This window comes from Vibrio sp. T11.5 (assembly GCF_027587155.1).
GTDB classification, from domain to species: domain Bacteria; phylum Pseudomonadota; class Gammaproteobacteria; order Enterobacterales; family Vibrionaceae; genus Vibrio; species Vibrio neptunius.
In genome coordinates this window covers 18,170-36,132 of the sequence record NZ_JAPPTP010000027.1, presented here as the reverse complement: position 1 = coordinate 36,132, position 17,963 = coordinate 18,170, and the positions used below count along the sequence as shown (strand labels likewise).

At 45.6% G+C, this 17,963-nt stretch carries 15 protein-coding genes and 1 tRNA gene; 4 read left to right on the top strand and 12 right to left on the bottom strand.

Annotated features, from left to right (window positions below):
* Nucleotides 1–202: 202 nt before the first annotated feature.
* Nucleotides 203–293: transfer RNA gene (locus OH455_RS19855), tRNA-Ser, on the bottom strand.
* A gap of 317 nt (nucleotides 294–610) precedes the next feature.
* On the opposite strand from OH455_RS19855, the gene OH455_RS19850 reads away from it, so the two are divergent.
* The gene (locus tag OH455_RS19850) at nucleotides 611–1,303 is read left to right on the top strand and encodes a MaoC family dehydratase (protein ID WP_269982569.1); all 693 of its coding nucleotides are present in this window, start codon (nucleotides 611–613) and stop codon (nucleotides 1,301–1,303) included.
* 52 nt (nucleotides 1,304–1,355) lie between these two features.
* On the opposite strand, the gene OH455_RS19845 is transcribed toward OH455_RS19850, so the two are convergent.
* Nucleotides 1,356–2,174, bottom strand: coding sequence for a phosphate ABC transporter substrate-binding protein (locus OH455_RS19845; RefSeq protein WP_269982568.1), 819 nt, complete (start codon nucleotides 2,172–2,174; stop codon nucleotides 1,356–1,358).
* 138 nt (nucleotides 2,175–2,312) lie between these two features.
* On the opposite strand from OH455_RS19845, the gene OH455_RS19840 reads away from it, so the two are divergent.
* On the top strand, nucleotides 2,313–2,666 hold the full coding sequence (locus OH455_RS19840) for a DUF3024 domain-containing protein (RefSeq protein ID WP_269982567.1): 354 nt from the start codon (nucleotides 2,313–2,315) through the stop codon (nucleotides 2,664–2,666).
* A gap of 57 nt (nucleotides 2,667–2,723) precedes the next feature.
* Here the strand turns inward: OH455_RS19840 and rnb are convergent, their stop codons facing one another.
* The 3 genes from rnb to OH455_RS19825 all read right to left on the bottom strand — a co-directional run bounded on the left by rnb (nucleotide 2,724) and on the right by OH455_RS19825 (nucleotide 5,421).
* Entirely contained in the window at nucleotides 2,724–4,718 is a 1,995-nt protein-coding gene (gene rnb / locus OH455_RS19835) for an exoribonuclease II (protein ID WP_269982566.1), read from the bottom strand.
* Nucleotides 4,719–4,956: 238 nt separating this feature from the next.
* Nucleotides 4,957–5,145 (bottom strand): hypothetical protein, encoded by a 189-nt coding sequence (locus OH455_RS19830; RefSeq protein ID WP_269982565.1) that lies wholly within the window; start codon nucleotides 5,143–5,145, stop codon nucleotides 4,957–4,959.
* A gap of 36 nt (nucleotides 5,146–5,181) precedes the next feature.
* Nucleotides 5,182–5,421 (bottom strand): NAD(P)-binding protein, encoded by a 240-nt coding sequence (locus tag OH455_RS19825; protein WP_269982564.1) that lies wholly within the window; start codon nucleotides 5,419–5,421, stop codon nucleotides 5,182–5,184.
* Nucleotides 5,422–5,753: 332 nt separating this feature from the next.
* Here OH455_RS19825 and OH455_RS19820 point away from each other — a divergent pair, with 332 nt between their 5' ends.
* Nucleotides 5,754–7,664, top strand: coding sequence for a DEAD/DEAH box helicase (locus tag OH455_RS19820; RefSeq protein ID WP_269982563.1), 1,911 nt, complete (start codon nucleotides 5,754–5,756; stop codon nucleotides 7,662–7,664).
* A 58-nt stretch (nucleotides 7,665–7,722) separates the two neighbouring features.
* On the opposite strand, the gene OH455_RS19815 is transcribed toward OH455_RS19820, so the two are convergent.
* Nucleotides 7,723–8,691, bottom strand: a complete 969-nt coding sequence (locus OH455_RS19815; RefSeq protein WP_269982562.1) for an ABC transporter substrate-binding protein — start codon at nucleotides 8,689–8,691, stop codon at nucleotides 7,723–7,725.
* A 127-nt stretch (nucleotides 8,692–8,818) separates the two neighbouring features.
* Between OH455_RS19815 and OH455_RS19810 the strand changes: the two genes are divergently transcribed.
* Entirely contained in the window at nucleotides 8,819–10,756 is a 1,938-nt protein-coding gene (locus OH455_RS19810; protein ID WP_269982561.1) for a PAS domain-containing sensor histidine kinase, read from the top strand.
* Here the strand turns inward: OH455_RS19810 and OH455_RS19805 are convergent.
* From OH455_RS19805 to rbsA, 6 genes are all read right to left on the bottom strand, one after another.
* Nucleotides 10,753–12,300, bottom strand: a complete 1,548-nt coding sequence (locus OH455_RS19805) for a DUF3369 domain-containing protein (RefSeq protein WP_269982560.1) — start codon at nucleotides 12,298–12,300, stop codon at nucleotides 10,753–10,755. The two genes, OH455_RS19810 and OH455_RS19805, sit on opposite strands and share 4 nt — an antisense overlap.
* A gap of 155 nt (nucleotides 12,301–12,455) precedes the next feature.
* Nucleotides 12,456–13,460 carry a substrate-binding domain-containing protein gene (locus OH455_RS19800; RefSeq protein WP_269982559.1) on the bottom strand — a complete coding sequence of 335 codons (1,005 nt, stop codon included), beginning with the start codon at nucleotides 13,458–13,460 and terminating at the stop codon, nucleotides 12,456–12,458.
* A gap of 22 nt (nucleotides 13,461–13,482) precedes the next feature.
* A complete protein-coding gene (gene rbsK / locus OH455_RS19795; RefSeq protein WP_269982558.1) occupies nucleotides 13,483–14,403 on the bottom strand; it encodes a ribokinase in 921 nt (306 codons plus the stop codon).
* A 136-nt stretch (nucleotides 14,404–14,539) separates the two neighbouring features.
* Nucleotides 14,540–15,418: a ribose ABC transporter substrate-binding protein RbsB gene (gene rbsB / locus OH455_RS19790; RefSeq protein ID WP_045977493.1), complete on the bottom strand. Its 879-nt coding sequence runs from the start codon at nucleotides 15,416–15,418 to the stop codon at nucleotides 14,540–14,542.
* A 57-nt stretch (nucleotides 15,419–15,475) separates the two neighbouring features.
* The gene (gene rbsC / locus OH455_RS19785; RefSeq protein WP_045977494.1) at nucleotides 15,476–16,459 is read right to left on the bottom strand and encodes a ribose ABC transporter permease; all 984 of its coding nucleotides are present in this window, start codon (nucleotides 16,457–16,459) and stop codon (nucleotides 15,476–15,478) included.
* Nucleotides 16,456–17,961 (bottom strand): ribose ABC transporter ATP-binding protein RbsA, encoded by a 1,506-nt coding sequence (gene rbsA, locus OH455_RS19780; protein WP_269982557.1) that lies wholly within the window; start codon nucleotides 17,959–17,961, stop codon nucleotides 16,456–16,458. The genes rbsC and rbsA overlap by 4 nt, the downstream gene beginning before the upstream one ends.
* Between the last annotated feature and the right edge of the window lie 2 nt (nucleotides 17,962–17,963).

Genomic DNA, 17,963 nt, shown 5'->3' with positions numbered 1-17,963 from the left:
CTTTCTTGGAGACCATTGTTGAAATTGAACCTGTGATAGAGACTACAAAACCATTTTCTACGCTAAGCGTGTGACGATTCCGAAGCATTAATAAAAGATTTTATGACAAAGACGAGTGTCTTAGCTGCCAAAAGGAGATTTGATTAAGCAGGTACATACAGAAAGTAAAAAAGCCGTTGAATATCAACGGCTTTTTTAAAAGTGGCGGAGAGATAGGGATTTGAACCCTAGATACGCTATTAACGTATGCCGGTTTTCAAGACCGGTGCTTTCAACCACTCAGCCATCTCTCCGTTGCGGGAGGTATACTAGGTTTTGGCACGAGTTTTGTAAAGCGTTAATTTGCGCCAACGAGCTTAAGTGACGATAAACTAACCACCTGTTTACTGTCGTTTTTGCCGAAAAAGCAATAATATAAGTCGATTGTGGAGAGTAAATACTCTAAACGGCATTTTCTAATAAAATAATGTTTTATTAGCAAGTTTCTGATTTAAATAAAAAATAATACTTTGGGAAAACACCTGTACGCCCGAAAGTCATTGCACACAATTGTGAAGTAATTCAAAATTAGCAGGTTGACCTTTATCAATACTAGATTTCTGAGGTTTTTATGAAAGTCGCTGACCTATTTAAACATCGTGGTGATAAGCAGCACTCAGAGCTCATGCAATGGGTATCTCCTGCTGTACGTGAATATTGGGGCGAGTTTTTGCACAAAACAAACAACCGCCAACTATTTACTCGTCTAAGAGATTTGCAACGCCCAGCGGTCAACGATGAAGTACCGACAACCGTCGTGCCGGTGAAAGCCGAGCCAAAACCTATTGAGCTAAAGCCAGAAGCACAAAAGCTCTATGATGAGCTGCAAAGCAAGCTAGGTGAAATCATTCACACCGGTGACTGGCTCAATATGTCTCAAGAGCGCATAAACCAGTTCGGTCAAGTAACGGAAGATATGCAGTGGATCCACACCGATCCTGAGCGTGCTGAAAACGAATCTCCATTCAAGACAACGATTGCTCATGGCTTTCTGACACTCGCAATGCTGCCAAAGTTAACGGACAGTGTTAACCCAGACCATACATTATTTCCAACCGCAAAAATGGTGGTCAATATTGGTCTTAATCAGGTTCGTTTTCCTTATCCGGTTAAAGCCAACAGCCGAGTTCGTGCGATAAGTCGACTCTCGAAAATAACGCCCATTCGCAAAGGTTTAGAAATCGAGCGTGAAATCAAAGTAGAAATTGAAGGGGTTCGTCGCCCAGGTGCTGTGGTGGTATCCGTGATTCAATTGCACTTTTAAGTAGCCACTTATTTAAAAAAGGAGAGCCAAAAGCTCTCCTTTTTTATCGCTATTATTTATCCACTGGCGTATAACCATACTCGCTGATCAGAGCTCTAGCCTGCTTGCCTTTCAGGTACTGGATAAACGACTCAGCCTCTTTACCTAGTTCTGATTTTTTGTACAACACAAGGAATGGACGTGCAAGCTCATACTTGCGGTTGGCAATTGATTGGCTGTTCGCATCTACCCCTTCAAATTGAATCGCCTTAATTGAGCTGTCGACAGAACCGGTTGAAATAAATCCTATTGCTTGTTTATTGTGGTTCACGATGGTCTTAACCATACTGTTGCTATTAACCACCAAGTTGTCTGGGTTGATGTCAGAGACCTGGCGACCATTGACGATCTTAGTCAACCCTAGCAAGCTCTCGAAACTGTAACGCGAACCTGAAGACGCTTCACGGGTTACCACGGCAATTTTCTGATCGGCACCACCAATTTCTTTCCAGTTGGTGATTTTACCTTTATAGATATCATACAACTGTTCACGGCTGACATTCTGAACCGAATTCGACTTGTTCACAACAACGGCCAAGCCATCAAACGCGAGTGGCGTGACCGTCAGTGATTCATCTTGTTCTCTCTCTGTGAGATATCGAGAGCTCATACCAATATCTGCAACACCTTTCTTTAACAAAGTGATGCCTGCCGTTGAGCCAATGCCTTGGACTGCAATATAAGTCTCTGGGTGAGCTGTATTGAAGTTTTCCGCCAACACATCCATAACACGTGCCACGGAAGTTGAACCAGACACATTGACTTCGCTCGCTAGCGTAGGGAATGTAAATAAAGAAGAGGACAATATTGCCGCCAGCGCAACACGAATCATAATAATCTCCAATCTGATGCGGGTAAGTTAACTGGCGCTATCATATTTCGATTACATGACATTTTTGTGAAAACCTATACAGACTCTTCATATTCTTGTACATACTATGAAAAGGTGTGCATTAACTATGGAGCCGGTATGGGACTGGTCAGTTTGCTACAAAAACAAATCGAAAGTCGTGCACGGGTTATATGTGAGCAACGTAATAGGAGCTTACCCGCTGAATTGGGCAAAGCGACCTATGAGGTAACGGATAACGGAGTGGTATTTATCAAGCAACACTTTTTGCTCGATTCAACGCACTGTGACTATATGCTGCCTGTGGCTAAAGTCCAATGGGACGATGAGCGCAGTGCATGGTTGTTATCTATGCCTGACGAGTCGAAAGAAGAAAGGTGGCTGCCCTACCCTTACCTAGCACAAAGCCATGACTTGACGGCAATCATGCGCGAAGTAGACAAGGATCCTAAGTCGGTATTTTGGGACCATTAAGATAGTCAAACATAAGGGCGCTTTCAGCGCCCTTATTTATTCGATTAAATGTCGTGGCTAATCTGTGCTCGTTTCAGCTGCTTTGACATCGTCAAAAACCTGAGTCGGCTTAGCTACAATACTGCGCGTTTCTTGGTTAACGTCATTCAGGACTAATTCAAGTACATCGCCCAAACGGTAAATCACTTGTTTATCAATCGAAACCGTACCAAGGTCACTATTACATTCTAATCGCTCTTTATTCGCCAAAATCAAAGAGCCAGGGATGAAGGCCGCCGCACCATTTTCGATTAGTCTTACTCGAACACCAGCCCGAGATACATCAAAGATTTCTCCATTAAAGACGGTCCCTTTTGCTGGTTCTTCAGCCAGAGTGCGAGCATACAACCAGTCACTCACACTACGTTCTGCCATCTTATGATGCTTACGATGCAAGGCCAATTCTTCACCCACAGATTCATCTGCGATTTGAACGGGCTCTTTACCCAAAATATGAGCTTTAAGCATACGATGGTTAATCATGTCGCCGTACTTACGAATTGGAGAGGTCCACGTAGCGTACAGCTCTAAGCCCATTGCATAGTGGGGCAAAGGTTGGTTACCAATTTCGCTGTATGCTTGGTACTTACGGATACGATTGTCTAGGTAGCTCGTCTCTTGTGTTGCCAACCAACGACGCAGTTCCGCAAATCCTTGTAGGGTCACCACACTTTCTGCATTAAACGGCAACTCACCTTCAGGGTTAACCAACTCAATCACGTCAGCGATCTTTTCTGGTTTAAAACCTGCGTGAGTATTAAATACACCTGAATCAAAGCTTGCCTTCAGCGCTTTACCTGCACAGATGTTTGCCGTAATCATCGACTCTTCAACCAAGCGATTCGCACAGCGACGCATATCTGAATGAATGGCGACTACGTCGTTATCTTCGCTTAGCTCAAAGCGGTAATCTGGCCGGTCTGGGAAAACCACCGCGTTGGTCTCGCGCCACTCTGCGCGAGCTTGAGAAAACTCGTACAAGTCACGAACAATTTCAGCAATGTCTTCCGTAGGCTGCCACGATTCAGATTGCCCTTTTTCAAGCCAATCAGATACATGATCATAAGCGAGACGCGCGTGGGATTTAATGTTCGCAGCAAAGAACTTAACGTCATCGCCAATCACACCATCTTTGCTGATTGTAACTGTACAGCAAAGTGCTGGACGTTCTTCGTTTTCGATAAGAGAACAGAGTTCATCAGCCAAATCACGCGGTAGCATCGGGATGTTACGACCCGGCAGGTAAATGGTAAAGCCACGCTCTCGGGCAACCTTGTCCATATCGCTGTCTGGCGTGATATAGGCCGTTGGATCGGCAATCGCAATTGTCAGTTCAAAATCACCGGTTTCTGTCTTCTTCGCGTACAACGCATCGTCCATATCTTTGGTTGACTCACCATCTATAGTCACAAACGGTATGTGCGTCATGTCGATACGCGCTAAATCAGCGTCATCTTTGATTTCCCAGTTGTCGATACCTGCAGGCTCACTATTTGGCAAATCATTTTGCGCTAACGTTACCCACCAAGGGGCAATCTTGTCGTCAGCGTCGGTGATTTTTTCTGAGATCTCGACAAAGAAACCATTGTCGCCTTTCAAAGGATGCTGGGTGAGATGAGCCACCACCCAGTCCCCCTCTTTGAATTCATCACTTTTTAAGCCTTTTCTCACTTTTGCTTTCAAAGAGAGTTTCTTAAGCTGAGGATGATCAGGTGCAACATTCAACTTGCCTTTGAAGAGTTTGATACGCCCAATAAAACGGTTTACACCTTGTTCAACCAGTTCTTCTGGCTCTGCTACTTCACGTTCTTTTTCTGTGCGGATAATGGCTTTCACTTTGTCACCATGCATACATTTTTTCATGTATGGCGGCGGAATAAAGAAGCTGGTCTTGCTGTCGACTTCTAAAAAGCCGAAGCCTTTTTCAGTCGCTTTGATCGTACCTTCCTTTTTAGGAAGGTTTTCCTGAATTTGCTGCTTAAGTTGAGCCAGTAGAGGGTTATCTTGGAACATTTTAATTTCTAACTAATTCGTTCTTTATTCCGAATGACAAATGCATGCGGCGCTATATGGGCCCCAAGTTTATAAGCTTGCCGCACAAGCTAGTGGCAAGCCTATTTGGGGCATCAATCTATTGCGCACATGGTACTAGTTAATGTACTGAAAGTATATTGAAGAAGCGTTTTATCATTGATTGTTCATACTAAAGCCACATTGACAACGCTTTGTACCATTGCCACAGAAAACAGCCTCAATTGAACTTGTGTCTAGTGATCATCTCAACCACATTTCGCGCCGCCCGCGTAGCATTATGTACTCCTCCCCAATCCTCTTTATCGGGGTGGTAGGCTTCTCCGGCAAAGAACACTTTGTCTTTCACAGGCTTAAACAACTTGGATGGCAAGCGATACGTTGCGCTGTCGGCGAGGTACGCTCCCATTGCAAAAGGTTCCTCATTCCAATTTTGAACTGTGCTTTACATAACCATTACGAACTTGCTCACCATAAAGGGAAAGTCAGCGAATGTGTTGTCTTCTTTGATTCGTCCACCAATTCTCGATGACGCTTCGAATAAGGTATATTCAACACCAAGAGCCTTGAGCAGACAACCAGTACACATTCCAGCAGCACCAGCTCCAATGATACCTACCCTTTTGTTCTTCAGTTGTGGGTTGAGCGCTGCACTTACCGGGAATGCAGCACTAATGCCGAGCAAACCGCAAAGCTTCTCCTATCTATTGATTTACCTATCCGTCTCGAAAACTAACAGCGACTATTTTCCGCGCTAATAGATCCATATATTCACTATTTTTGGTCATTGAACACTCACTTTAATCAATAGTGAGAAAAATATGTGATGTAATTCAATTTTTTCTGGCTTTTTTTGTGTATTTAAGGAATAATTCCGCCCCCTTAGATATGTCCCTAGCGGCTTGATGCGATTTACGACTTATCCGCATCTGAACGGATTCAGCAAAGAACTGGATTGGTAATGGAATTGGTAGAGCTCGTGGGACCTTTTGTTTACATTAATATAGTAGGATCCCAATGACAGATTCTGTAATTCAGTTTAGCGACTTAGCGCTTAACGACTCTATCCTTTCTGCACTTGATGGAATGGGTTTCGTTTCACCAACTCCAATTCAGGCTGCAGCTATCCCGCACCTAATGGAAGGTACAGACGCACTAGGTAAAGCTCAAACTGGTACTGGTAAAACTGCCGCCTTCTCTTTACCTCTTCTGAACAAAATCAACCTGTCTCAGCGTAAGCCTCAAGCTATCGTTCTAGCACCAACTCGTGAACTAGCGATTCAGGTTGCTGCAGAAATGAAAAACCTCGGCCAAAACATCTCTGGCCTTAAGGTACTTGAAATCTACGGTGGTGCTTCAATCGTTGACCAAATGCGCGCCCTCAAGAGCGGTGCTCATATTGTGGTCGGTACACCAGGCCGTGTTCAAGACCTTATCAATCGTGAACGTCTGCACCTAGACGAAGTACACACATTCGTTCTTGATGAGGCGGATGAGATGCTAAACATGGGCTTCGTTGACGACGTAACTGAAATTATGGAGCACGCTCCTGAATCAGCACAACGTGTACTTTTCTCTGCAACTATGCCTCCAATGCTGAAAAACATTGTTGAGCGTTTCCTACGTGACCCTATCACTATCGACGTTGCAGGTAAAAACCACACTGTAGACAAAGTAGAGCAGCAGTTCTGGGTTGTTAAAGGTGTAGAGAAAGACGAAGCAATGTCTCGTCTTCTAGAAACAGAAGAGACTGATGCATCAATCGTATTCGTACGTACTCGTCAAGATACTGAGCGTCTTGCTGATTGGCTATGTGCTCGCGGCTTCAAAGCGTCTGCGCTGCACGGTGACATTCCTCAGTCTCTACGTGAGCGTACGGTTGATCACATCAAACAAGGTGTTATCGACATCCTAGTTGCAACTGACGTTGTAGCACGTGGCCTTGACGTTCCACGTATCACACACGTATTTAACTACGACATCCCATTCGATGTCGAGTCTTACATCCACCGTATCGGCCGTACAGGTCGTGCTGGACGTAAAGGTAAAGCGATCCTTCTAGTTCGCACTAACCAAATTCGTATGCTTCGTACGATCGAGCGCGTGACTAAGTCTTCAATGGAAGAAATTCAACTTCCACTTCGTGACAAGGTAGCAGAAGCTCGTTTGGTTAAACTTGGTGCAGAGCTTGAGCAAGAGAAAGAACACAAATCTCTTGAGAAGTTCGGTGAGCTTGTAGAAAAGCTACAAGGTACGCTAGAGATTGACGCAGCAACACTTGCAGCAATCCTACTTAAACGCCAGCAAGGTAAGCGCCCACTGTTCTACATTGGCGAAGATCCAATGATTGAAGCAATTGAACGTGACAAGCAACGCCGTAAAGAGCGTCGCGAAGGTGGTCGTGACGGTCGTGGTCGTGATCGCAACTTCAACAACCAAGACTGGGATACTTACCAGCTTCAGGTTGGTCGTGATCAAGGTGTTCAAGTTAAAGATATCGTTGGCGCACTAGCAAACGAGCTTGGCCTAGTTAAAGGCTCTATCGGTGCGATTAAACTAGCACAGGGCGAGACTTACGTTCAGCTGCCAAAAGCGATGTCTTCTGAGACAGCGAACAAGCTGCGCAAACTACGCATTCGTCAGAAAGAAGTGGGTGCGGTAGTGTGTGACTTTGATGATTTCCGTGAACCTCGTGGTCGTCGTGACGGTGGACGTCGCGATGGTGGTCGCCGTGATGGCGGTTACCGTGGTAATCGTGACGGAAACCGTGAAGGTGGCTATCGTGGTAACCGAGAAGGTGGCCGTGGTAATCGCGACGGTGGCCGTCGTGATGGCGAGCGTCGCTTTGACCGTAACCGTGGTGGTGACCACCGTGGCAACCATCGTGGTGAACGCGGACATGGCCGTGACCGTCGCAGCGAAGCTTAATTAGCACTCATTGAAAAGCCCCACCAGCTCAGCTAGTGGGGCTTTTTATTATCTACGGTTAATCAATTGGCTGCCAATGAGAGGGAGGCTTCAAACCCCAGCGTTCCATCTCCGCCGGGGAGTAAATAGCTCTGCCCTGTTCACCAATAGCAATAGGGATTTGATCGGCAATTTCACCCGCTAAGATCCGGTTGACCATAGTACCTGCCTGCTTACCTTGACTTTCGCCAAATAAGACGACACCTCCGCTCGCTTTGCCCGTTCCCACTGCGAAATCCCAGAAAGCAAACAATGGTGTTGTGGCATGTTCATTGGTCCACTGCAACACCTGCTCTGAAGGTACACTCTCACCTCCGTCATCAATCAATGTATGATACAAACCTATGATGATCATCGCCACATTGTCAGCTTTGGCCCCCATAATCGCGGCTTCCCATTCATTACGCGTCGACAGCAGTAGTATTTCCGTTTCAATTCCTAGATTATCTTTGATCATTTCATATTGCCGTTGAATGTACTTCGCCGCAATTTTGGACGTCACTCCTGAGTCAAACATCACACGTACTTTAAAATAGCGCTCAGGATAGACAAGACTGAGATCACCAAGGGTTTTGACGTATAAAGGGAGCTCTAGTACTCCGGTAACCTTGGCTTGCCCCCGATATTGGAACAAAAGATAACGGGGGTTAGCGTTAATCCCTAAGAACACAATGGAAATCGGTTCCTTATAAAGCCTAGGTAGCATGTAATTTAACGCGTTATCGTCGCCCAGAATAACAACGTCTGGCTGTAAGCTGTAATAGTACGACAGCGCTTCGTCGGCTCTAGATTCGAATTCTTTGGCCGGTAGGCGTTTAGTGTCCATTTGAAACCGATAGAGCTGTGCAGAATCGGTCAAAACCGACTCAATCCCTTTGACATAGCTGGCGTTCCATGGATATTCAGCGTGATAGCTCTCTATAAGCAGCACTTTCTCAGCTTGAGCAAAGCCACAGTAAAGCAATAACCAAAGCGTCAATACTCTCATAGACCATCTCAAAAAATGCAACTCATGCTTTAGTTTAGGATTAAAAACCATCTTTGGTATGAATAGCACGTTATAAAAGTCAACCAGTGCAGACTATACTCAAGTAAAAACACGACGTTAGAGTCCTATGAGCCGCAGTAAAAAAGTAGAAGAAAGCATAAACAACCCCTTGTATAGCAGGATTGGTCGCCGGATTATTTTACTCATGGTGACATTGAGTAGCGTGGTGACACTACTTACCACTGTCTTGCAACTGTCTTGGGATTATGAAAAAGAGTTCAATGATGTTGAGCAAAGGCACGTTGAGATACGTGACGTGCATGCGAGTTTGTTAGCCTCTTCCCTGTGGTCTTTTGATTTAGTCGTTCTACAGGAAAGACTCGATGGATTGGTCAACTTACCCAAAATTGACTACCTTGAAGTTCATTCCGGAAACTACACCTTTAACTCTGGTAAAAAAGTCAAAGGCAATGTCGTCAAAGCCACATACTTGCTGACCTATCGTGACCCAGAAGATGGCCATACTGAAGACATTGGCACCATCAATGTTGAATCCAATGCACAAGAAATCTACGACTATCTAATTCAACAGTTTATTTCCACATTATTACTCAATGCCTTTAAGACTCTGCTTGTCTGCTCCATTATGCTGTTTATCTTCCATGCCAGTGTCAATCGTCGCATATTTCAAATTGCACAATACCTTCGGGCATTTAACCCTCGCCACCCCAGCAAGCCTTTAGTGTTAGAAAGGCAGCGCTGGATCCAAGAGAAAGATGACGAACTGGATTGGCTCGGTGAGGGTGCGAATAAAATCAGCAGCAACATCACTCTGCTCTATAACAGCATCAAAGAAGAGCAGGAACGATTGGCTGATTTTACTCATGTATCTTCCGATTGGTTATGGGAAACCGATGATCTTGGCCGACTTGTTTATTGCTCAGAAACAATGAAGGAGACGCTGGAATTGACCACAGTGAATCACATCAGCTTTACTGAAATCCAAGGTTTACGTGATGCGACAGGCCTACATCAGGCTATTTCTAAGCGCAATGACTTCACACAAATTGAGGAAAGTCTCACCATCAATAGCATAACTTTATATCTCTTATTCCAGGCGAAAGCACGCTATGAAAATAGTCAATTTTTGGGCTTTAGAGGTACTGCCATCAACATCACCGAACTCAAGCTGACGCAGATTGAACTTGAAGAACTCAACCAAAATCTTGAACGCTTGGTCGCCTCAAGAACCTTGGACCTCAAACAAAGCATGGAGCAACTGCAAGAGACTCAGGACAAGCTGGTTGAATCAGAAAAACTCGCAGCCTTAGGGGGGCTGGTAGCAGGTGTTGCTCATGAAGTGAATACGCCACTCGGCATTGCAGTCACAGCAACCTCAGTGATAAGGGACGTGACCAGTGAGCTCAACGCCGCTTTTGCCGCCCAGACTCTGACTAGTACTCAGTTTGAGACGCTGATGAAACGTATGTCTGATGGCAGCCAAATGCTAGAACATAACCTCAGTAGAGCTGCCAAACTGGTGAAAGATTTCAAACAAACTGCCGTTGATCAAGTGTCCGAAGCTCGCTCGCCGTTTAACGTCCTTCAGGTGCTAGAAGCCCTACTCGCCAGTCTGCACCCGGAAACGCGCAAAGTGCCTGTAGCGCCGCGTCTGAATGGTGACTCATCGATCGTAATGACTAGCTTACCGGGTGTACTCACTCAGATCATTTCTAATCTAGTGATGAACAGTATTAACCACGCGTTTGACGACCAGCCTGATGCTGAGATTGAGATACATTTTTATGCCGTTGATGACTCAGTAGTATTTGAATACCGGGACAATGGCAGTGGCGTTGAAGAGTCGTTGCATCAGAAGATTTTTGAACCATTCTATACCAGCAAACGCGGTTTGGGTGGTTCAGGCTTGGGGCTTAACTTAGTGTTTAATTTAGTGAAACAGAAACTCCAAGGAGAGCTGAAATTCAACTCTCAACAAGGGGAAGGAGTATTGTTTATACTCACGCTCCCCAAAGAGCTTCCTTTGGATGAACAACAAGATTAATCAGGGAGTGAGTTACGAATTTCAATAAACTCGTCCCAGTGCTGAACAAGGAGCTCAACCAATTCAGGTTCGAAATGCTTACCTTTTTGTGCGACCAGCTCGACCATAATATCTTCATCGCTCCATGGCTCTTTGTAGCTGCGTTTCGCACCCAATGCGTCAAACACATCGGCTAGAGCGGTGATACGACCGGTGACGGGGATGTCCAAACCTGATAAACCATTTGGGTAACCAGTCCCATCCCATTTTTCATGGTGATAACCAGCGATTTCCTTAGCAACAGTGATCAAGCGACGCTTAGACTTGCTCAAAATATCAACACCGTAATCAACATGCTTCTTCATTATCTCCCACTCTTCCGCATTAAGTTTACCGGGTTTGTGAAGGATAGAATCCGGTACCGCTACCTTCCCTACATCATGTAGAGGCGACGCATGTTTGATCATTGATGCATCATACTCACTCAACCCATATAGCTGAGCCAGTTTTTCACTGAACAAAGACACTCGCTGTACGTGCGCCCCTGTTTCTTTACTCCGCGCTTCAACCGCATTAGCCAAGTTGTAAACCAGCTCTTTCGATGTTTCTCGGATATCGAGCATCAAGCTTAGATTTTCAAAGGTTAGCCCTATATTTTGCATATAGATTTCGAGTAGCTGCATGTCGAGCTCGGTCAGTACGCGTGCGACATTGACATATAGGATACAGTCAACCCCTTGCTCATCATGCGTATACAATACATAGGCGTCGCCAAAATTTTCTGACTTCTGAGTCTCAAAAACTCGTTTACACCGTTCTGAGACTTCTTGAGGTAGCTTTTCAAATGCACATTCGCTATAGAAATCAACGAAATTACCCGTCGCAGCCAGCGTTAAAGCACGCGACTCTTCGCCATTTGGTCTTGGCTGAACAATGCAGTACAAAGCAGATTTGTCCAGTTTAAGTAACGAGGTCAGTTGTTCTAAAACGCAAGTAGCGTAAGTCTGAAGGGTATTGGTGTTTTGAACATACGCTGACGCCTCAATAACTTTGCTAAGCCCCTTCTTTTGATGTTCAATCAAACAAAGATCACGGTAAGAACGAAGCATGGAATAAAGTAGGGTTTTGAGTTTCTGCGTAGTCAGTTCGGTTTTTTCTTTGTAGTCGTCGATTTCATATTCACGAATGACGGTATCTTCTGGCGCCTGCCCCGCCTGTCCGGTTCGCAGAACGAGGCGAACTAAGCTGTTGCCTAGCTCTTCACGGACATATTTAACCAGCTCTAAACCTGCATGCTCGGTTTCCATCACCACATCAACAAGCGCGAGAGCAATATCATCTGCGCTCTGGAAAATACCTTTCGCTTCCTCTGCTGAGTGAGCAGAGATCAGTTCTAAGTGTCTTCCTTCAAATTCAAAATCAGATAGGGCCAGCTTCGTAACCTGATGCATCTGCTCATCATCATCGATAAGTAGCACTTTCCAAGGAGTAGCCAAATTTTCAGCATTACTACTGCCTTCGACCTCAGGTTGTTGTGACTGTCGATGGTCCGCAAACAATTCCATTTCTTGTCTAACCCCCTAATTCCATTTCCCTATCTTAAGTTTTAGCACAAACTTATAGAAAAAGTGTAAATGGCATTCAATATGCAGTTTCATTCCGCCATTTGGTGGAAACATTTAACCACATGAAATTTATGGATATAACCAATCTCGATACATCAATTCATTGCACGAACCGTTTTTCGTTCAACCAGAGTGGGCTCCAACTGAACGACTTGTGGTTCCGTCTCTCCACCTTCTAACTTTTTCAATACGGCTTCCACAGCAGCTTTACCTAAACGGTATTTAGGTTGGTGGATAGTCGTCAGGGCCGGGGTCATAAACTTGGAGATGTGGATATCATCGTAACCGATAATGGAAAGTTCCTCTGGTACTCGAATTCCTTTCTCATGGGCGGCATTAATCACGCCCATCGACATCATATCATTGCAGACGAAAATCGAACTGGGTAACGAACCTTTGGCGTGCATCTTGTTCAGCGCCTCATAGCCGCCTTCACATTCGAAGTCAGATTCAATAATCCAATTTGGATTGAATTCTAGCCCTGCTTCTATCAAAGCGCGTTTATAACCTTCATAACGCATCTGTGCCTGGTGTTTGGCTAAAGGTCCCGTAATACAACCTATCTCTGTGTGGCCCGATTCAATCAGATGCTTCGCCGCCATGTAGCCGCCGCGTAACGAATTGTCCTGAATTTTATCACTGGTAAACAGCATCGGACCCCAGTCCATCACGACGACTGGAATATCAGGGTATTTCTCGAACACATCGATGCGTTCCCCTTCTAAAGAAGAACACATAAGAATCAAACCATCAACGCGCTTTTGCAACAGGGTGTTAATCGACTCACGCATACGTTCGTTGTCCCCTTCGGTGTTGCATAAAATAAGGTTATAACCTTGTTGATAGCAACTGCGTTCTACCCCCTTAACCACTTCGCCAAAGAAGGGGTTTGTCGAGGTCGTTACTAGCATACCGATGGTGTTAGTGCGATTGATCTTGAGGCTACGGGCAAGCGCGGAAGGCGTGTAGTTAAGTTCTTGAGCCGCCTTATTGACACGCTCAGAGATTTCTTCACTCACATAACGAGACTGATTAATGACATGGCTGACCGTTGAAGTGGAAACCCCGGCGAGCCGGGCAATATCTTTCATTGTAGCCATGTCACTATCTCCTTACATCTGACTAACTGTGTTGCTCGAGAAAAGTATCCACTTCCTCTCGGCTAGGAATTGAAGTCTGAGCGCCAAAACGTGTCACGGAAATGGCTGCCGCAGCGTGAGCAAACTTTATCGCAGATTCTAGAGGCAAATCTTCCAATAAACCAGTGACCAAGGCTCCATTAAAGGTATCGCCTGCAGCTGTAGTATCTGTTGCTTCGACTCGGAAGCCCGGAATAAGTTCACCACACCCATTGAGACTAAGCCATACTCCTTTAGCACCGAGTGTTATCAAGACGACCTCTATTCCCTTACGGTGAAGCGCATTTGCGGCTTCTTGCGCTGACTGGTTGTCCGTTACTGTAATACCAGTAAGCACTTCAGCTTCGGTTTCATTAGGCGTAATCACATCAATACATGCCAGCAATTCATCCGATAACTCACGCGCTGGCGCTGGATTCAGGATGACGTTGGTTCTCGACGCTTTTGCGACTTGCGCAGCTTTTTCAATGCCACACATCGGTGTTTCCAACTGCATGAGCAGATAGTTGGCCTGACGGATTCGCTCTAAATCAACTTCAATCGCGTCTTCAGTTAACTTCGCATTCGCCTCCGCGGAGATACATATACTGTTTTCACCACTTTCAGCTACCTGAATCATGGCAATGCCAGTTGGACAATTCGGCTGCATTTTGACCCCTGCAATATTGATGTTGTCCATTTTAAAGTTTTCACGAATATTGATACCAAACGCATCATCACCAACACAGGCGATGAATCCGGTGTCTGCGTTTAATCGCGCAGCCGCTACGGCTTGATTTGCTCCTTTACCACCTGGGATAACTTGATAATTGCGACCATGTAATGTCTCGCCTGGACGAGGAAAAGAAGGCACTTGGAGGACATGGTCAGCGTTAACACTACCTAATACCACTAACTTATTCATACGGTTATCCTCGGTTCAATTGAACCTGACTAATTTGCAACGGGAGTTATAAGTTTGCACTCTCGCAAAAGCGCAAACTTATTTGCCCTCCTCCGCCAAACGACAGATTAAAATGGGAAGAAGGGCAAAATTCACATTACTTTGTGATCACTTTCAGAGGTACTGGGATGTACTCTTCAACAGACTCACCTTTCAGTACTTTGTCTGCCGTTTCGATACCTAATGAACCGATAAGATCTGGCTGCTGTGCCACTGTCGCAGCCAATTTACCGCGGTTAACGGCAGCGATACCATCATCAGTACCATCGAAACCAACGATCATCACGTCTTTGCCTGATGCTTGAACAGCGCGCAGTGCGCCTAGCGCCATTTCATCATTTTGAGCAAAAACTGCTTGTACATTTGGATTGGCAGCGAGCAAGTTTTCCATTACGTTGAGACCTTTAGTGCGGTCGAAGTCAGCCGGTTGGCTTGCTAGCAGTTCCATCTCTCCACCGTTGACGGCGTTCATGAAGCCTTCACCGCGCTCACGCGCCGCTGACGTACCTGCAATGCCTTCAAGCTGAATAACCTTCGCCTTTTCACCCACTTTTTCCATAATGAAATGACCCGCCATTTCACCACCGACTACGTTATCTGAAGCTATGTGGCTTACCACATCACCACGGCTTGCACCACGGTCTAGAGTCAGTACAGGAATATCAGAGCGGTTTGCCATACGGATTGCATTTGAAACTGCATCAGAATCGGTTGGGTTGATCAGGATAGCTTTTACACCTCTAACTGTAAGGTCTTCGACGTTAGACAGCTCTTTACTTGGGTCATTTTGTGAGTCCAGAACAATCAGGTCATAGCCCAGCTCTTTGGCTTTTGCTTGTGCGCCATCTTTCATCGTAACGAAGAATGGGTTGTTCAGCGTCGACAGTACGATAGCGACCGTGTCTTGCGCCTGTGCTGAAATAGAAACGGTGGATGAAAGCAGTGCAGCAGAGATAAGAGTTGCGAGTTTTTTCATTGTGTTTAGTCCTTGTGTAGGGTGGCTCGGAGTACTTACCTCCAAGCCTTTTTTGAATTACTTGTTCTTGTTGTCGACCAATACCGCTAGCAGAATAACCACGGCTTTAGCGATCATCTGGTAATAAGATGACACGTCGAGCAAGTTCAGAGCGTTGTTTAGGAAGCCGATGATGAGCGCACCAATTAATGTGCCCATAATTCGACCCTTACCGCCCATCAGACTGGTACCACCGAGTACAACGGCTGCAATGGCATCCAGTTCATAGCCCATGCCAGCGGTTGGCTGAGCAGAAGAAAGACGAGATGTAATAATGATGCCCGCAAGTGCAGACAGCAGACCACATATAGCGTAAACACCAATCTTAACGCGATCGACGTTGATGCCAGATAGGCGTGTCGCAGATTCATTGCCGCCTAATGCATACACATAGCGACCAAAGCGTGTGTGATTAAGTAAATACCAAGCCGCAGCGAACACGATAACCATCAACCAGACTGGAACAGGAATACCCAAAGCGTAACCTGTACCAAACCATGCGAAAGCATCAGCGGTATCGGTAAAGCCTGTCGAAATTGGACGACCATCGGTGTACACCATAGTGACACCACGTAACAAGGTCATGGTGACCAGCGTTGCGATAAATGCTTGCACCTTACCTTTGGCGATAATGATGCCGCTGATAGCCCCCAGTGCTGCCCCAGCAAATAAAGCCGTTGGAACCGCGATCAAAACTGGCACTTCCAAAGCGATCAAGCTTGCCGCAAACGCACCACATAAAGCCAGAACGGAGCCAACGCTCAGATCAATACCTGCGGTTAGGATAACCAAGGTCATACCTACTGCAATAATTGCGTTTATCGAAGTCTGACGCAGAATGTTAAGAATGTTATCGACCGTAAAAAAGTTGGGGTTAAGGAACGATACAACAACAATTAGGAAGATAAGTGCAATGAGCGACTTTTGTTCAATAAGCCACTCTTTGCTGAACAGTTTTTTGCTGCCCGCTTGGTTTGGTTTGCTCATGGTATTAGTACTCATGCTGCTTCCTCGTTTATTTCTTTGCCTACTGCACACGCCAACAACTTCTCCTGATCGGCGTCTTTGGCATCAAACTCACCACTAATGCGGCCTTCATGCATCACAATAATGCGGTCGCTCATTCCCAATACTTCCGGCATTTCGGAAGAGACCAGAATGATACTCATGCCTTCGGCCTTGAATTTATTGATGAGCTGGTAAATTTCTTTCTTTGCACCGACATCGACACCACGAGTGGGCTCGTCAAGGATCAGTACTTTAGGTTTAGTCATCAGACCTTTCGCTATCGCCACCTTCTGCTGGTTACCACCAGATAGATTGCCAATGATCTGATCGCGAGTTGGCGTCTTAATGTTAAAGAGTTTAATAAAGTCTTCGACGGCAACCACTTCATCGCCATGCTGAATTCGACCACCTTTGGTTAACTTATCCAGAGCGCAAAGCGACATGTTCTCTTTGACTGACAAACCCAAGACTAAGCCATCGCCCTTACGATCTTCAGAAATATAAGCAATACCGTTTGCAAGGCCATCTTGTGGGCTCACTGGATTAATGGTCTTGTTATTCAGATTAATTACGCCGCGCTCACTGGGCAGAGCACCATAGATAACTTTCATCAATTCAGTTCGACCAGCGCCCATCAAACCCGAGACACCGAGTATTTCACCGCGCTGCAGTTTAAAACTGATGTCGTGAACCCCAGAGCCAGTCAATTCAATCACTTCAAGGCAAATGTCGCCATGTTGAACGTCAATGCGTGGGTATTGCTCTTCTAGCTTACGACCAACCATCATCTCGATCAGTCCATCTTCGTCGGTAGACGCTACAGAGCACTCGCCAATGAACTTTCCATCACGGAGCACTGTGATGTCATCGCAGATTTCAAAAATCTCTTTCAGACGGTGAGAGATATAAACAATGCCGCAGCCTTGCTCACGTAATTCTCGAATCACGGCAAACAAAGACTCAGTTTCGGTATCCGTCAGTGCATCGGTCGGCTCATCCATAATGATGACTTTCGACTCAAACGACAGAGCTTTAGCAATCTCAACCATTTGCTGTTCACCGAGGCTAAGCTCGCCTAACAGTTGTTTAGCACTGTGCTTTACGTTCAGTCTTGCTAACAATTTGTCCGCTTCAGCATACATTTTGTCCCACTGAATTCGACCCATTGCGCCTGTAAACTCTCGGCCAAGGAAGATATTTTCTGCAATCGTGAGTTCTGGGATCAGGTTTAGCTCTTGGTGAATAATGCTGATTCCCGCTTGCTGCGAATCACGCGGGCCTTTAAACGCAGCTGATTGACCTTGGTAATGAATGCTACCTGAATCTTTGCTGTAAATTCCCGTCAACACTTTCATCAAGGTTGACTTGCCCGCACCGTTTTCCCCCATCAAAGCCATCACTTTACCGGGATAAACGTTTAAACTCGCTTTATCCAAGGCTTTGACGCCGGGAAAAGCTTTCTCAATCTCACTCAGTTGTAGAATAGCTTGAGTCATAA

Coding starts and splice junctions, on each gene's coding strand:
- OH455_RS19850 (WP_269982569.1), top strand. CDS start 611: ATGAAAGTCGCTGACCTATTTAAACATCGTGGTGATAAGCAGCACTCA.
- OH455_RS19845 (WP_269982568.1), bottom strand. CDS start 2,174: ATGATTCGTGTTGCGCTGGCGGCAATATTGTCCTCTTCTTTATTTACA.
- OH455_RS19840 (WP_269982567.1), top strand. CDS start 2,313: ATGGGACTGGTCAGTTTGCTACAAAAACAAATCGAAAGTCGTGCACGG.
- rnb (WP_269982566.1), bottom strand. CDS start 4,718: ATGTTCCAAGATAACCCTCTACTGGCTCAACTTAAGCAGCAAATTCAG.
- OH455_RS19830 (WP_269982565.1), bottom strand. CDS start 5,145: ATGGGAGCGTACCTCGCCGACAGCGCAACGTATCGCTTGCCATCCAAG.
- OH455_RS19820 (WP_269982563.1), top strand. CDS start 5,754: ATGACAGATTCTGTAATTCAGTTTAGCGACTTAGCGCTTAACGACTCT.
- OH455_RS19815 (WP_269982562.1), bottom strand. CDS start 8,691: ATGAGAGTATTGACGCTTTGGTTATTGCTTTACTGTGGCTTTGCTCAA.
- OH455_RS19810 (WP_269982561.1), top strand. CDS start 8,819: ATGAGCCGCAGTAAAAAAGTAGAAGAAAGCATAAACAACCCCTTGTAT.
- OH455_RS19805 (WP_269982560.1), bottom strand. CDS start 12,300: ATGGAATTGTTTGCGGACCATCGACAGTCACAACAACCTGAGGTCGAA.
- OH455_RS19800 (WP_269982559.1), bottom strand. CDS start 13,460: ATGGCTACAATGAAAGATATTGCCCGGCTCGCCGGGGTTTCCACTTCA.
- rbsK (WP_269982558.1), bottom strand. CDS start 14,403: ATGAATAAGTTAGTGGTATTAGGTAGTGTTAACGCTGACCATGTCCTC.
- rbsB (WP_045977493.1), bottom strand. CDS start 15,418: ATGAAAAAACTCGCAACTCTTATCTCTGCTGCACTGCTTTCATCCACC.
- rbsC (WP_045977494.1), bottom strand. CDS start 16,459: ATGAGTACTAATACCATGAGCAAACCAAACCAAGCGGGCAGCAAAAAA.
- rbsA (WP_269982557.1), bottom strand. CDS start 17,961: ATGACTCAAGCTATTCTACAACTGAGTGAGATTGAGAAAGCTTTTCCC.